Origin of the sequence: Streptomyces sp. NBC_01275, from assembly GCF_026340655.1 — a bacterium.
In the GTDB taxonomy this organism is placed as follows: domain Bacteria; phylum Actinomycetota; class Actinomycetes; order Streptomycetales; family Streptomycetaceae; genus Streptomyces.
The window spans coordinates 4,080,321-4,094,092 of the sequence record NZ_JAPEOZ010000001.1 but is presented as its reverse complement, the minus strand read 5'-3'; the positions used below and the strand labels follow the sequence as shown (position 1 = coordinate 4,094,092).

Sequence of the window (13,772 nt, the reverse complement as noted above, 5' to 3'; positions counted from 1 at the left end):
CCGCCCGGCTCATCCGGCCGCCTGCTCCTGCCCCGCCGGGCCTTTCGCCGCCTCGCCGAAGTCCCGGCGGATCTCGGCGAGCAGCGCCTCCGGCGCGGAGAGGAACGCGAAGTGGTCGCCCTTCAGCTCGACGAGCCGGCTGTCGGCCGAGGTGTCCTGCCAGCCGCCCATGAGCTTCGTGGGGATCTCGACGTCCTCGGACCAGCCGATCGCGGTGATGCCCGAGGGAAGGGCGACACGGCCGGGGGAGTACCGCTTGTTCGCCTCGAGGTCGTTGACGAGGACCTGGAGGCCCATCTCGATGAGCGGTCCGCTCGGCTCGCCGCCGAGGTTGGCGATGATGTGTCCGAGTTCGGCGCGCAGCCCGTTCCGGTCCAGTTCGAGCAGCCGCCCGTACGGCCCGTCGTGCGGCGCCACCTGCGCCGAGACGAAGACCCTCTCGGGTAACGGGAGCCCGGCCGCGGCGAGTTGCCGGGTCACCTCGACGCCGGGGAGCGCTCCGCCGCAGTGCCCGAAGAACGCGAAGGGCCGGTCCAGGTGCGGCCGCAGGTACTCGACGAGGTCCCGCGCCATGTTCTCGTAGGTCCCGTAGTGCGGTTCGGCGATCCGGTTCTGCCGGGCGGGCGGCTGGATCAGGCAGACGTCGACCGCACCGATGCGGCGCGGCCACGCCTGGTACATCGAGGCGCCGCACCCCGAGTAGGGGAAAAGGAAGAGGCGGGCCGGTGCGTCGGGATCCGGGCGGCGCAGGAGCCAGCGCGGCGGCTTCTTGGGACGAGATTCCGGAGAGTTCATGCGGGCGACCGTAGAGGAGGCCGTCTGAGCGCTTCAAGGTCGCCATTCCTTTGTCAGACGTCCCTTGTTCCGAGTTCCGAGTTCCGACGTCCCTTGTTCCGATTTCGGAGTTCGGAGTTCGGAGTTCGGAGTTCCGAGTTCCGAGTTCGGACTGTCCGGATGTCCCTATCTCCCTTGTTCCGTAACGAGAAAGGAAGCAGCAATGCAAGCCTCCTCCAGGCCGCTGCGGTACCTCGACGGTGCGACCGTCGCGTCGTTGTGCGCGCGGATCGACCCGCTCGAGGCGGTCACCGAGGCCTTCCTCGCCGTTCGTGCGAACCTCTCCGGAGTGGCGACCGAGGCGGCGTTGCGCTGGACCGCCCCGGACGGAGCCGCGGCCCGCAGCCTCGTCCTGCCCGCCTGGCACGAGGGCGCGTACGGATGCAAGATCATCAACGCCAGTCTGGGCAACCCGGATCGCGGCCTGCCCCGTGCCGCCGGCCTGATCCTCCTGTACGACAGGGAGACGGCCGAGCCGGTCTGCATCATGGAGGGCGCGTACATCAGCGCCCTGCGCACCGCGGCCGTCTCCGTGGCGGCGTTGCGCGCGGTCCGCCCTCTGCCCACGGTGGACCGGGTGGCCCTGCTGGGGTGCGGTGTCCAGGCGCGTACGCACCTGGGGTTGCTGGCGGCCCAGGGCGCGGTGAAGTCGGTGATCGCCTACGACCTGTCGCCGTCCCGGCGCCAGGCCTTCGCCGACGAGCTGCGCGCATCGCTGCCGGAGATCGACGTCGAGATCGCCGCCGACCCCGAATCAGCGGTCCGCTCGGCCCCGGTCTCCTTGGCCACCACGACGACCACGACCTCGTACGTGCCCCTGGCCTGGCTGCCGGAGGGTTCCGTCTTCCTCAACGTGTCCCTGGACGACGCCGCCGAGGACGTGCTCCTGGGCGTCGAGCACCTGTTCGTCGACGACTGGCGCCTGGTCAGCGAGGACGACACCCGGCTCCTGGGCCGCCTGGCCCGGTCCGGCCGCGCCACCGGCCCGGGCGTCGAGGCCCCGGGAGCCCGCCAGGTGGACGCGGACCTCGCCACGCTCCTGTCCGGGGCCTACGCGCGCCCGATCACCCTCGCCGACCGGACGGTGATCAACCCGTTCGGCATGGGCGTCCACGACGTGGCCCTCGCGACCCGCGTCCACTCCCTCGCCCGCGACGAGGACGCCGGAGTGCTCCTGGCCCGCTGACGGCTCCACGTTCCCGTTCCCTCCCGTTCCCGTTCCCTCCCGTTCCCGGTCGGCGCCGGCGCCTGCGGTCGACGCTTCGGCTGAAGGCGTCCGGCGCCGTCGCCGCGTCGCCGAACCGGCGTGGCCGTACCGCCGCGTTCTGCCCGATCGGCGTTCAATCGGCCTTGATTGACCGGCCCATCGCGTCGCGCCATGATCTGTTCCTCGGCGGTGCGGTGCACCGCGTTCCAGAGTCCGCTGCGTGGTCCATGGCGTAACGCCGTGCCCCCGGACAGAGCCAGTGACTGACTGACTGACTGACTGTTTCTGATTACTGACTGACTGACTAACTGACTGACGACACAAGATGAGGTGGAGACAGGTGGGCGACGACATATCTGCCGACTCCCGCGCGGTGCGGGATGTGGCTGACGCCTATGTCACAGGGCTCGCCCGGGTGGACCCGGGCATCGCCACCTACCTGGGTGTGCCGGTGGGGCAGGACGAGATGCCCGACCTGTCGCCGGAAGGCCGCGCCCGGCTGGACGACCTGTCCCGCGCCACCCTCCTCGACCTGGACAGGGCCGAGCAGGCCGCGGCGGGCCCCCTGACCGCCGAGGAGCGACGGTGCGGGCGGCTGCTGCGCGAGCGCCTTCAGGCCGACCTGGCCGTCAGCGCCGACGACGAGTACCTGCGTGAGGTCGTCAACGTCTACGGCCTGCAGCAACGCGTCCAGGACATCTTCCAGTTGATGCCGACGGGCGACGCGGACGACTGGGCAGCGGCCGCGCGGCGGATGAGCCGTGTGTCGCGGACGGTCGACGGCTTCCGGGACTCCCTGACCGGAGCGCTGGAGAAGGACCGCTTCGCCGCGGCGCCGAGACAGGTCCGCGTCGTCGCCGACCAGCTCGACGCGTGGATCCGCGACGGCGACGGCCGGGGCTGGCACGCCGGCTTCTGCGCGGACGCCGACGTGCCGCCGTCGCTGCGGTCCGAACTGGACGCGTCGGCGGGCCTGGCCGTCGCGGCGCTGGCCGAGCTGCGGGACTGGTTGCGCGCCGACTATCTCCCCAGGGTCGAGGGCCGGCCCGACGGCGTGGGCGCCGACCGGTACCGCACCTGGGCCCGGTTCTGGACGGGCGCCGAACTCGACCTGCAGGAGACCCATGCGTGGGCCTGGGAGGAGTACCGCAGGATCCGGGCCGAGATGCGCGCCGAGGCGGAGTCCGTGCTGCCCGGAGCCACGGCACGCCAGGCGATGCACCACCTCGACCGGCACGGCGAGGCGGTGGACGGAGTGGAAGAGGTCCGGCTGCGGCTGCAGGGCTGGATGGACGAAGCGCTCGACGACCTCGACGGCACGTACTTCGAACTCGCGCCGCCGGTGCGGGTGGTGGAATCCGCGATCGCGCCGGCGGGCAGTGGCTCGGCGGCGTACTACACCCCGCCGAGCGTGGACTTCTCGCGCCCCGGCCGGACCTGGCTGCCGACCCAGGGACGCACCCGGTTCCCCCTGTGGAGCCTGCGCAGCGTCTGGTATCACGAGGGCGTGCCGGGCCACCATCTGCAACTCGCCCAGTGGAGGCACCTCAGCGACCGGCTGTCGACGTACCAGGCCACTCTCGGCGGCATCGACGCCTGCACCGAGGGCTGGGCGATGTACGCGGAGCGGCTGATGGACGAGCTCGGCTACCTGCGCACCCCCGGCGAGCGCCTCGGCTTCCTCGACTGGCAGATGCTGCGCGCCGTGCGGGTCCTGATCGACACCGGAGTGCACCTGGCCCTCGACATCCCGCGCGACGCCCCGGTCGGCGCGGGGCGGACCTGGACTCCCGAGCTCGCGAAGGAGTTCCTCGCCTTCCACAGCGGGCAGTCGGCCGAGTTCGTGGACAGTGAGATAGGACGGTATCTCGGCCTGCCCGGTCAGGCGATCTCCTACAAGCTGGGGGAGCGGGCCTGGCTGGACGGCCGGGCCGCGGCCGGGGCGGCGCACGCCGCCCGCGGCGAGCGGCTGGACCTGAAGTCCTGGCACACGGCCGCGTTGTCGCTCGGCCCACTCGGTCTCGACGACCTCCAGGACGAACTGGCCCGGCTCTAGCCGTCCGGCCCGCCGGCCGCGGCGCGTTCGGCGGCCGAAGACACCCCGGCACGAAGCGGCCCATGGTGAAGGGCGAACCCGCCCTCGTGCCGTCCGCCGCCCCGCAGACCATCAGTCCACGGCATCGCCGGGACGGAAAGGAAGCAGTCGTGAGCAACGGGCCGACGGAGGCGGAAGGCAGGTCGCTGCGGTGACGGACGCCCGATTCACGACCCTGGCCGTCAGCGGGTCCTACGACCATGCGGAGTCGGCCCGTCACCTCGGTTCGCTGAGCGAGCCCGCCCATCTGGCGACAGCGCAGAGCTTCCCGTCGATGGACGCCATGCTCGCCGCCACCGCGGAGGACGGCGACGGCTGGGTGTACTCGCGTCGGGGCAACCCGACGGTCCGCCTCCTGGAGCAGACCGTGGCCGCGCTGGAGGGATACCAGGTCGACGCGGAGGTGAGCGCCGCCCTCACCGCGACCGGGATGGGCGCGATCACCCTGGCCACGACGCCGCTGCTGTCCGCCGCCGCCGGGCCCAAGCCCAACATCGTGGCGTCGCCGCAGTGTTACGGCTCCACCACGATGGTCTTCGACAAGCGGTACGGGGAGGAACGGGACGTCGACGTGCGCTGGGTCGGCGACCCGCTGTCGGTCGAGGACTGGGCCCGCCTGGTCGACGGCGAGACCCGGTTCCTCTACGCGGAGGTCCCGTCGAACCCGACGGTGCAGCTCGTGGACATCCCGGCGCTGGCGGCGCTGGCCCGGCAGGCGCGCATCCCGCTCATCGTCGACGCGACCCTCGCGACGCCCGCGCTGCTGCGCCCGCTGGCCCTCGGCGCGGACGTGGTGGTGCACTCGCTCACCAAGGCGGCCGGCGCCAGCGGCCGGAGCATGGGCGGAGCGGTGATCGCCCGACACGACCTGGGGCTGCGCGGGCAGCCTGCGCAGCTGTCGGCCGACTACGCCGGCTGGCTGCGCCGTGGTCCGCTGCGGGACATGGGCGCGGTCATCAGCCCGTTCAACGCGTGGACGATCCTTGCGGACATCCGGGAACTGCGCGGCCGGGTGGACGCCATGTCCCGCACCGCGCACGGGGTGGCCCGGTACCTCGCGGAGCACGCCGGCGTCGTCGAGGTCTTCTATCCGGGACTGGAGAGCCACCGGTCCCACCGCATCGCCGCGCGGGACATGCGGCTGGTCGACAGCGAACGGGACGGGGGAGAGGCGGAGAACCGGTTCGGTTTCCTTCTCTGCTTCCGCCCGGCCGGCGGTGTCCGGGCCGCGCACGAGGTGATGGACCGCCTCAGGCTCGTCTGGCGGGCGAACAACCTCGGCCAGGTCAAGAGCACGGCCACGATTCCCGGGGCCACCACGCACAAGCAGGCCGCGGACGCCGATCCCGACCGGGTTCCGGTGCCGGCGGACATGATCAGGCTGAGCATCGGAATCGAGCATCTGGACGATGTCATCGAGGATCTCGACCAGGCGCTGCAGGCGCGGTGAGAGTCCTGTGAAACCTCCGATGAAATCCATGGCTTCGGCCGTTGCCGAGCTGAGTCAGCAGGAGGAGACAGTGGAATTGGAAACTGTGTTGACCCAGGTGTACGAGAACCGGTTGGCGCTGATATCGCCACCACGTACCGGGTCGACCGCCGTGGCGCGACTGTTGTGGCAGCACCCGTCGGTGACGCACCACTGCCACGAGCCTTTCGAGGCGTGCTACTGGGGTGACCAGGGCCCGGAAGTCGTCGAAGGCATTCTGTCCAACCCCATGGAGGTCGCGTCGGGCAAGCGGGTCGCGCTGGCCGACGTGGAGCGGGGCGGCGGCCTGCTGATGAAGGAGATGAGCTTCCAGCTCAGCGAGACCCAGTTCGCGCAGCTCGTCGGGCTCGCCACTGCTCCGCCGATCTTCGTGATCTGCGACCCCCGGCTGTCGACCACCTCCCGGCTGCGCATCGTGCGGGAGCTCAACGGCGCGCAGACCTTCCCGCCCTTCGAGAGCGGATGGCAGTCGCTGCGCGAGCAGGTGGAGCTGTGCCGGGCGCGGGACATCCCGTACGTGCTGGTCGACTCCGACGACCTGCGGGCCGACCCGGCCGGTGTCACGGCCGCCCTGACGGCGGCGGTCGGACTGCCGTCGGTCGGGGGACTGGAGAACTGGTCCCCTCGTCCGGGCCTGCAACTGGTCTCGCCCGAGGTGGGTGCGCTGATGAGCGACGTCCGCAAGGAGGACGACCCGTTCTACCGCAAGGTCCTGGGCAGCAGCGGCATCCAGCCCCGGGGCGAGGTCAGCTGGGAGCGGGAGGAGACGGCGATCGCCGCCGCGGGCCTCGCCGACGACGTGGCGAAGTGGCGGCACTGGTACGAGGAGATGCGGGCGGACCCGGCACTGATCGCCGGCCGGCGCGCGGAACGGAGGAACCATGCTGACGCGGGATGACGAAGGCCGAGGTGCCGCATGACCGATCGACCCGACGCCCAGGCGACCGCGCCGGCCTCCGAACCCGTAGACGTGCTCGGCATCGGATTCGGACCCGCGAACCTGTCGCTGGCCATCGCGCTGCAGGAGGACCTGCCGCGGGCAGGCGCCTTCTTCCTGGAGGCCGCGCACCACCCGGTGTGGCAGGGGGGACTGCTGCTGGACGGCTCCAACATGCAGAACCACCCCAACCGCGACCTCGTCACCCTGCGCAACCCGCGCAGCCGCTACAGCTTCCTCAACTACCTCTTCGAAGAGGGCAGGCTCATCGAGCACCTGAACCTGCCCCTGGAGTTCCCGCTGCGCAAGGAGTACGCGCAGTACATCGACTGGGCCACCCGCCAGTTCCGGCCGCAGGTCGCGTTCGGGGCGCGGGCGACGGACATCGCCGTGGCCGAGGTCGACGGCACTCCTGAATACGTGGTGACCTGCGCGGACGGTTCGCGACAGCGGGCCCGTTCGCTGGTGGTGGGCACCGGGCGTACGCCGTTCGTCCCCGGACCGTTCGCCGGACTGGACACCCCCCGGGTGTGCCACCTCACCCGGTACCTGCACACCGTGCGGGAGCTGACCGAGACGCCCCCGCGGTCGATCGCCGTCATCGGCGGCAGCCAGAGTTCCGTCGAGATCGTCCTCGACCTCGCGCACCGCTTTCCGCAGGCGAGAATCGTCAATTACGTGCGGAAATTCGGGCTGCGGCTCAAGGACACCAGTCCGTTCAGCGAGGAGGGCTTCTTCCCCGCGTTCACGGACTACTACTACCGGGCGAATCGGGCGAGCAAGAACGAGCTCGACGCGTACATGCGCCCCACCAATTACTCGTCGACCGACGCCGACGTCCTGCACCACCTGTACGCGCTGATATACGAGCAGCGCCTGGACGGCGATCAGCGGGTGTTCGTCCGCGGCAACAGCGAGGTCAAGGCCGCGGAACCGGACGACACGGGCGTGCGCCTGGAGGTGGAGGAGGTCCACACCAAGGACATGTCGACGGACCACGTGGACCTGGTGATTCTCGCGACCGGATTCCGCGACCTCGGACCCGGGCACCACCAGGAAGCGTATCCGGCGCTGCTGGCCGGCGTGATCGACCGATTCCAGTTCGACGACGACGGCCATCTGGTCGTCGAACCCGACTACCGGCTGCGGCCCCACACCGACGGCACGCCGCCGCTGTTCCTCAACGGGCTGTGCGAGTCGAGCCATGGCATCGGCGACGCGGGATCGTTCAGCCTGCTGTCGCTGCGTGCCGCGACGATTCTGGACAGCCTGCGTAAAGAGGGGATCGCGTGACCACCGCGAGCCGGTCGTGTCCGGCACTGAAATTGGCGGGTTCGATGACTCCGGCGCGGCGTGCTGACGCGGACAGGATGGAAACCGAGGTCTTCGACCTCGCCGGCTCCCCGAAGCGGGAGTTCGAAACGGCGTTCGACAAGGCGGGCATCTCATGACCATGGACGACTGGCGGAACGCGACCATCACCGATCTGTTCGACGAACAGGTGCGGCTACGCCCCGAGGCGACCGCCCTGCGCTTCGACGGCGTCGACATGAGCTACGCGGAGCTCGACCGGCGGGCCGATCTGCTGGCCCGGCACCTGCGTGCGCTCGGGGTCGGCACGGAGAGTGTCGTCGGCCTGTTCGTCGAGCGCTCGTTCGAGATGATCGTCGCGCTCGTCGGCATCCTGAAAGCGGGCGGCGCCTATCTGCCCGTACACCAGAACGAACCCCCCGAGCGGTTCCGCTACATGCTGGAACAGGCGCAGGCCCGCGTCCTGCTGACCCACGACCGGCTGAGCGACCGGGTGCCCGAGATCGACGGCACCGTGGTCAACCTCGATCGCGCCTGGGAGACGGCACCCGTCGCCGGGCCGATCGAGCCCGGCACCGGCCCCGACAACCTGGCCTACGTCTGCTACACCTCCGGCTCGACCGGCATGCCCAAGGGCGTGGGCGTGCGGCACCGCGGCGTGGTCCGCCTGGTGCCGGACGGCGACTACGCCTCGCTCACCGCCGACGAGACCTTCCTGCAGTTCTGCTCGCTGCGCTTCGACCCCTCCGCCTTCGAGATCTGGGGATCGCTGCTCAACGGGGCCAAGCTGGTCGTCTATCCGCCGGGCACGGTGGCCATGCACGAACTGGCCGCGTTCCTGGAGAAGGAACGGATCACCACGCTGTGGCTGACCACCGGCCTGTTCCACCGCCTGGTCGACGACCATCTCGACAGCATGGCCGGGCTGCGCCAGATGCTCGCCGGCGGAGAGCCGCTGTCCCCCCTGCACATCAACACGCTGCGCCGGGCCTACCCGGACCTGCTGGTGGTCAACGGCTACGGGCCCACCGAGGACACCTGCTTCACCTCCTGCCACGTGGTGACCGACCTGATCGGCGACAGCGTCCCGATCGGACGCGCGGTCACCGACACCCGGCTGTACGTCCTGGACGAGAAGCTGGAGCCCGTCCCCGACGGCGAGTGGGGTCTGCTCTACACCAGCGGCAGCGGCGTGGCCCGCGGCTATGTGGGACGCCCGGCGCTCACCGCCGAGCGGTTCGTCCCCGACCCGTTCGTCCCCGGCGAGCGGATGTACAGCATCGGCGACGTGGTCCGGCTCAACGCCGACGGCGCCCTGGACTTCCGCGGCCGGGCCGACGACCAGGTCAAGGTCGACGGCTACCGGATCGAGCCCGGTGAGATCGCGGCGGCCCTGTCCGGCCTGCCGGATCTGAAGGAGGCCGTCGTGCTGGCCCGCGACGACGTCATGCCCGGACGGAAGGTCCTGGTGGCGTACGTCGTGCCGAACGGCCCCGCCGAAGGACTGGTGCCGAGGCTGCGCCTGGCCCTGCACCACAAGCTGCCCCGGTACATGCACCCGTCCGTCATCGTCGTCATGGACGAGTTCCCGCTGACGCTGGGCTCCAAGACGGACCGGCGCGCCCTGCCGTCCCCCACGCACCTGCCGCGGACCGCGGACACACCCTACGTTGCCCCGCGCACCCCCGTCGAGGAACTGCTGGCGGACCTGCTGGCCGACGAGCTCGCCCTCCAGGAGGTCGGCGTCGACGACGAGTTCTTCGAGATCGGCGGCAACTCGCTGCTGGGCATGGACCTCCTCGCCCGCATCCGGACCGTGCTGCACGTGGATCTGTCGGCGGCCGAGTTCTTCGAGGGCGCCACCGTGGCCGAACTGGCGGAGCTGGTCGAGCGTCACGCCCCCGACCTGGCAGCCCTCGGCGAGGCGGGCGCCCCGTCGTCCCCGGCAGCGACCCGGCGGTCGCTGCCCGCGCAGGCGGGCGCGTCCCTTGGCTGACATGAGGTCCTTCCGCAACGCGGTCATCGCCTGGGCGGCGGGCGGCTCCGGCGACCCGGCGTACGAGCTGGCCGCGCTGCTGCCCGTCCGGGGAGCCGTCCTGCTCGAAGGACCGAGCGACGTCGCCGCGGTCGAGGCGCTGGCGGAGGGCCACGGCCGGGACCTGGTCGAGGAGGGGGTCTGCGTCCTGGCGATGGGCGGCGCGATGAACGTGGCCCGCTTCATCGACTGCCTCGGGCCGGACGGTCTGGACCTGCATCTGACGGGTCTGTGCGACGAGAGGGAACGCGGCTACTACGCCCGCGGCTGGGCACGGGCCGGGCTGCCGCCGGACTTCTTCGTGTGCGATGCGGACCTGGAGGACGAGCTCATCCGCGCTCTGGGCGTGGAACGGGTGACGGAGCTCATCCGGCAGGAGGGCGAACTCCGTCCCCTGCAGACCTTCCTGTCCCAGCCCGGGCAGCGGGGACGCAGCCCGCAGCAGCAGCTGCGGCGGTTCCTCGGCACCAAGGGGGGACGCAAGATCCACTACGGCCGGGTGCTCATCGAGGCGCTCCCGCACGACCGTGTGCCCGCGCCGCTGGAGGACCTGCTCGACATCGTCTGACCTCGCGCCGACGGAGGGCGGCCGCTCCCTGGGAGCGGCCGCCCTCCGGGGCGTCTGCCGGCGCGAGGGCCGGGCTGCGGGCGCGACGGCCGGGCTGCGCGCCCTTGTCGACCTTCGCGCCCTTGGCGACCTTCGCGTGCACAGGCGGACCGTGCCCAAGGCCGCCTGTGCGCCGTCCTCGGAATCAGAAGTCCCACCCCTCGGCGTCCTCCGCCTTCGCCGGCTCCTCGGCGGCCTGCCCGGCGAAGGCGTGGCCGGCCATCCCGGCGGTCAGCGTGGCGCCGTCGGCCGGGTCGATGAGCAGGAAGGAACCGGTGCGGCGGGAGTCGGCGTAGCCGTCGACGGGCAGCGGCTCCGCGGTGCGGATCACCACCTGCCCGATGTCGTTGGCGGCCAGCGAGCCGGGCGCCGGACACGGGGACAGGTCGTCCAGCGCGACCCGGGACACGATGTCCTTGACGATCGCCCTGACCGTGCGGGTGGCGTGCTTGACCAGTACGCGGGCGCCCGGGGTGAGCGGCCGGTCCGCGACATGGCAGACGGTGGCCTCGATGTCCTGGGTGACGGCCGGCGCGGAGGCGGTCGGGGCGATCAGATCGCCGCGGGAGACGTCCAGCTGGTCGGCCAGGCGCAGCGTCACCGACTGCGGGGAGCGGGCGACGTCGACGCTCTCGCCGAGCAGGTCGATGCCGGTGACGGCGGTCGTCCGGCCCGACGGCAGGACGGTGACCTCCTGGCCGACGCGGAAGGAGCCGGCGGCGATCTGGCCGGCGTAGCCGCGGTAGTCGGGGTGCTCGGGGGTCTGCAGGCGGATGACGTACTGCACCGGGAACCGTGCCGGACAGCCGGCCGTCTCGTGGCCGACCGGGACGGTCTCCAGATGCTCCAGCACGGTGGGGCCGCCGTACCAGTCCATGTGCGAGCTGGGCTCCACGACGTTGTCGCCCCTGAGCGCCGAGATCGGGATCGCGGCGACCTCCGGCACGCCCAGCTTCGTGGCGTAGGCGGTGAACTCGTCGGCGATGGCGGCGAAGGTCTCCTCCGCGTAGCCCACGAGGTCCATCTTGTTCACCGCCAGCACGACGAGCGGCACCCGCAGCAGCGCGGCGACCGCCGCGTGGCGGCGGGTCTGCTCGACGACGCCGTTGCGGGCGTCGACCAGGACGACGGTCAGCTCGGCGGTCGAGGCGCCGGTGACCATGTTGCGCGTGTACTGCACGTGCCCGGGGGTGTCCGCGAGGATGAAACGGCGGCGGGCCGTGGCGAAGTAGCGGTAGGCGACGTCGATCGTGATGCCCTGCTCCCGCTCCGCCCGCAGCCCGTCGGTGAGCAGCGCCAGGTCAGGGGCGTCCTGGCCCCTGCTTCGGGACGCGTGCTCGACGGCCTCCAGCTGGTCGGCCGGCACCGACTTGGAGTCGTGCAGCAGCCGGCCCACCAGCGTCGACTTGCCGTCGTCGACGGATCCCGCGGTGGCGAAGCGCAGCAGCGTGGCCGCCGCCGGCTGTTCCGCTGCGGCGGTCGGCTGTTCCGCTGTGCCGGTCGGCTGGTCCCCTGTGCCGGTCGGCTGTTCCGTGTCGGCGGTCCGCTGCTCTGTGGTGCCGGTCGTCTGTTCCGTGGTGCTGGTCATCGTCAGAAGTACCCTTCGCGTTTGCGGTCTTCCATCGAGGTCTCGGACAGCCTGTCGTCGGCCCGTGTCGCCCCCCGCTCGGTGAGCCGGGAGGCGGATATCTCGGCGATCACGGCGTCGAGATCGACGGCGTCGGAGTCCACCGCGCCGGTGCAGGACATGTCGCCCACGGTGCGGTAGCGCACCCGGCGCTTCTGCACCGGCTCGTCGTCCTTCGGACCGCCCCATGCGCCGGCGGTCAGCCACATGCCGCCCCGCAGGAACACCTCGCGCTCGTGCGCGAAGTAGATCTCCGGCAGCCCGATGCCCTCGCGGGCGATGTACTGCCACACGTCCAGCTCGGTCCAGTTGGACAGCGGGAAGACCCGTACGTGCTCACCGGGGGCGTGCCGGCCGTTGTAGAGGTTCCACAGCTCGGGGCGCTGGCGGCGCGGGTCCCACTGCGAGAACTCGTCCCGCAGACTGAACACCCGCTCCTTGGCCCGGGCCTTCTCCTCGTCCCGCCGCCCGCCGCCGAACACGGCGTCGAACCGCTGCTCGCGGATGGCGTGGGTCAGCGGCGCCGTCTGCAGCGGGTTGCGGGTGCCGTCGGGACGCTCGCGCAGCTCGCCGCGGTCGATGTAGTCCTGGACGGACGCCACCTGCAGCCGCAAGGAGTGCTCGGCCACCACCCGGTCGCGGTGGGCGAGCACCTCGGGGAAGTTGTGCCCGGTGTCCACGTGCAGCAGCCCGAACGGCGCCGGCGCCGGCGCGAACGCCTTCAACGCCAGATGCAGCATCACGATCGAGTCCTTGCCGCCGGAGAAAAGGATCACCGGCCGCTCGAACTCGCCCGCCACCTCACGGAAGATGTGCACCGCCTCGGACTCCAGGGCGTCGAGGTGGGTGAGGACGCACGGCCTGCCCACCTCCTCGGCCACGGCGGTCGATGACGTCATGCGATGCCCTTTCTCTTCAGCAGATCCAGCAGCGCCTGCGCCGACTCGTCCACGCTCTGCAGGTGAGCCGCGATCCGCAGCTCCGGATCGGTCGGCGGCTCGTAGGGGTCGTCCACCCCGGTCAGCCCGGTCAGCTCACCGGCGGCCTGCCTGGCGTACAGGCCCTTCACATCGCGACCGGAGCACACGTCCACCGGCGTGGCCACGTGCACCTCCAGATACGGCGTGCCGGACGCCTCGTGACGCCGGCGCACCGCCTCCCGGCTCTCCGCGTACGGTGCGACGACCGGAGCGAGGGCGAGCGCGCCGTGCGAGGCCAGCAGCTCGGCGACGAAGCCGATGCGGGTCACGTTGGCGTGGCGGTCCGCACGGGAGAAGCCGAGCCCGGCGGAGAGGAACTCACGCATCTCGTCCCCGTCCAGCACCTCCACCCGGCGCCCGGCCGCGCGCAGCCGCCCGGCGGCCGCGGTCGCGATGGTCGTCTTGCCCGCGCTCGGCAGGCCGGTCAGCCAGACGGTGGCACCGCGCTCCCACGGACCGGAGCGAACCGTCGGACCGGAGCGAACCGTCGGACCGGAGCGAACCGTCGGACCGGAGCGAACCGTCGGACCGGAGCGAACCATGATCGGGTCAACCTCTTTCCCACTCGGATTTCCCACCCGGATTTCCCACTCGGAGAGTTCGGCCGGAGAGTTCGGCCAGAGGGTTCGGTCGGAGAGTTCGGCCGGCCA

12 protein-coding genes are annotated in these 13,772 nt (G+C 71.4%); 8 read left to right on the top strand and 4 right to left on the bottom strand.

The annotated features are described in order from the left end of the window. Nucleotides 1-9 precede the first annotated feature (9 nt). The gene (locus OG562_RS17865; RefSeq protein ID WP_266398793.1) at nucleotides 10-795 is read right to left on the bottom strand and encodes a thioesterase II family protein; all 786 of its coding nucleotides are present in this window, start codon (nucleotides 793-795) and stop codon (nucleotides 10-12) included. A gap of 202 nt (nucleotides 796-997) precedes the next feature. Here OG562_RS17865 and OG562_RS17860 point away from each other — a divergent pair, with 202 nt between their 5' ends. From OG562_RS17860 to OG562_RS17825, 8 genes are all read left to right on the top strand, one after another. After that, on the top strand, nucleotides 998-2,020 hold the full coding sequence (locus OG562_RS17860) for an ornithine cyclodeaminase (protein WP_266398790.1): 1,023 nt from the start codon (nucleotides 998-1,000) through the stop codon (nucleotides 2,018-2,020). A gap of 361 nt (nucleotides 2,021-2,381) precedes the next feature. Next, the gene (locus OG562_RS17855) at nucleotides 2,382-4,097 is read left to right on the top strand and encodes a DUF885 domain-containing protein (RefSeq protein WP_266398788.1); all 1,716 of its coding nucleotides are present in this window, start codon (nucleotides 2,382-2,384) and stop codon (nucleotides 4,095-4,097) included. Between the two features lie 190 nt (nucleotides 4,098-4,287). After that, nucleotides 4,288-5,586, top strand: coding sequence for a PLP-dependent aspartate aminotransferase family protein (locus OG562_RS17850; RefSeq protein ID WP_266398785.1), 1,299 nt, complete (start codon nucleotides 4,288-4,290; stop codon nucleotides 5,584-5,586). 76 nt (nucleotides 5,587-5,662) lie between these two features. Continuing rightward, on the top strand, nucleotides 5,663-6,523 hold the full coding sequence (locus OG562_RS17845) for a hypothetical protein (RefSeq protein ID WP_266398782.1): 861 nt from the start codon (nucleotides 5,663-5,665) through the stop codon (nucleotides 6,521-6,523). A gap of 18 nt (nucleotides 6,524-6,541) precedes the next feature. Then, the gene (locus OG562_RS17840) at nucleotides 6,542-7,855 is read left to right on the top strand and encodes a lysine N(6)-hydroxylase/L-ornithine N(5)-oxygenase family protein (protein ID WP_266398781.1); all 1,314 of its coding nucleotides are present in this window, start codon (nucleotides 6,542-6,544) and stop codon (nucleotides 7,853-7,855) included. Then, nucleotides 7,852-8,013, top strand: a complete 162-nt coding sequence (locus OG562_RS17835; RefSeq protein ID WP_266398779.1) for a hypothetical protein — start codon at nucleotides 7,852-7,854, stop codon at nucleotides 8,011-8,013. Before OG562_RS17840 ends, OG562_RS17835 begins: the two co-directional genes overlap by 4 nt. Continuing rightward, the gene (locus OG562_RS17830) at nucleotides 8,010-9,869 is read left to right on the top strand and encodes a non-ribosomal peptide synthetase (protein ID WP_266398777.1); all 1,860 of its coding nucleotides are present in this window, start codon (nucleotides 8,010-8,012) and stop codon (nucleotides 9,867-9,869) included. The genes OG562_RS17835 and OG562_RS17830 overlap by 4 nt, the downstream gene beginning before the upstream one ends. Beyond that, nucleotides 9,862-10,476 (top strand): TOPRIM nucleotidyl transferase/hydrolase domain-containing protein, encoded by a 615-nt coding sequence (locus tag OG562_RS17825; protein ID WP_266398775.1) that lies wholly within the window; start codon nucleotides 9,862-9,864, stop codon nucleotides 10,474-10,476. The genes OG562_RS17830 and OG562_RS17825 overlap by 8 nt, the downstream gene beginning before the upstream one ends. A gap of 184 nt (nucleotides 10,477-10,660) precedes the next feature. Here OG562_RS17825 and OG562_RS17820 read toward each other — a convergent pair whose 3' ends face one another. From OG562_RS17820 to cysC, 3 genes are read right to left on the bottom strand one after another with little or no spacing between them, the layout of a single operon-like run. Then, nucleotides 10,661-12,103 (bottom strand): sulfate adenylyltransferase subunit 1, encoded by a 1,443-nt coding sequence (locus tag OG562_RS17820; protein WP_266398772.1) that lies wholly within the window; start codon nucleotides 12,101-12,103, stop codon nucleotides 10,661-10,663. A 2-nt stretch (nucleotides 12,104-12,105) separates the two neighbouring features. Further along, on the bottom strand, nucleotides 12,106-13,041 hold the full coding sequence (gene cysD, locus OG562_RS17815; RefSeq protein ID WP_266398768.1) for a sulfate adenylyltransferase subunit CysD: 936 nt from the start codon (nucleotides 13,039-13,041) through the stop codon (nucleotides 12,106-12,108). Then, nucleotides 13,038-13,667, bottom strand: coding sequence for an adenylyl-sulfate kinase (cysC, locus tag OG562_RS17810; RefSeq protein ID WP_266409361.1), 630 nt, complete (start codon nucleotides 13,665-13,667; stop codon nucleotides 13,038-13,040). The genes cysD and cysC overlap by 4 nt, the downstream gene beginning before the upstream one ends. Between the last annotated feature and the right edge of the window lie 105 nt (nucleotides 13,668-13,772).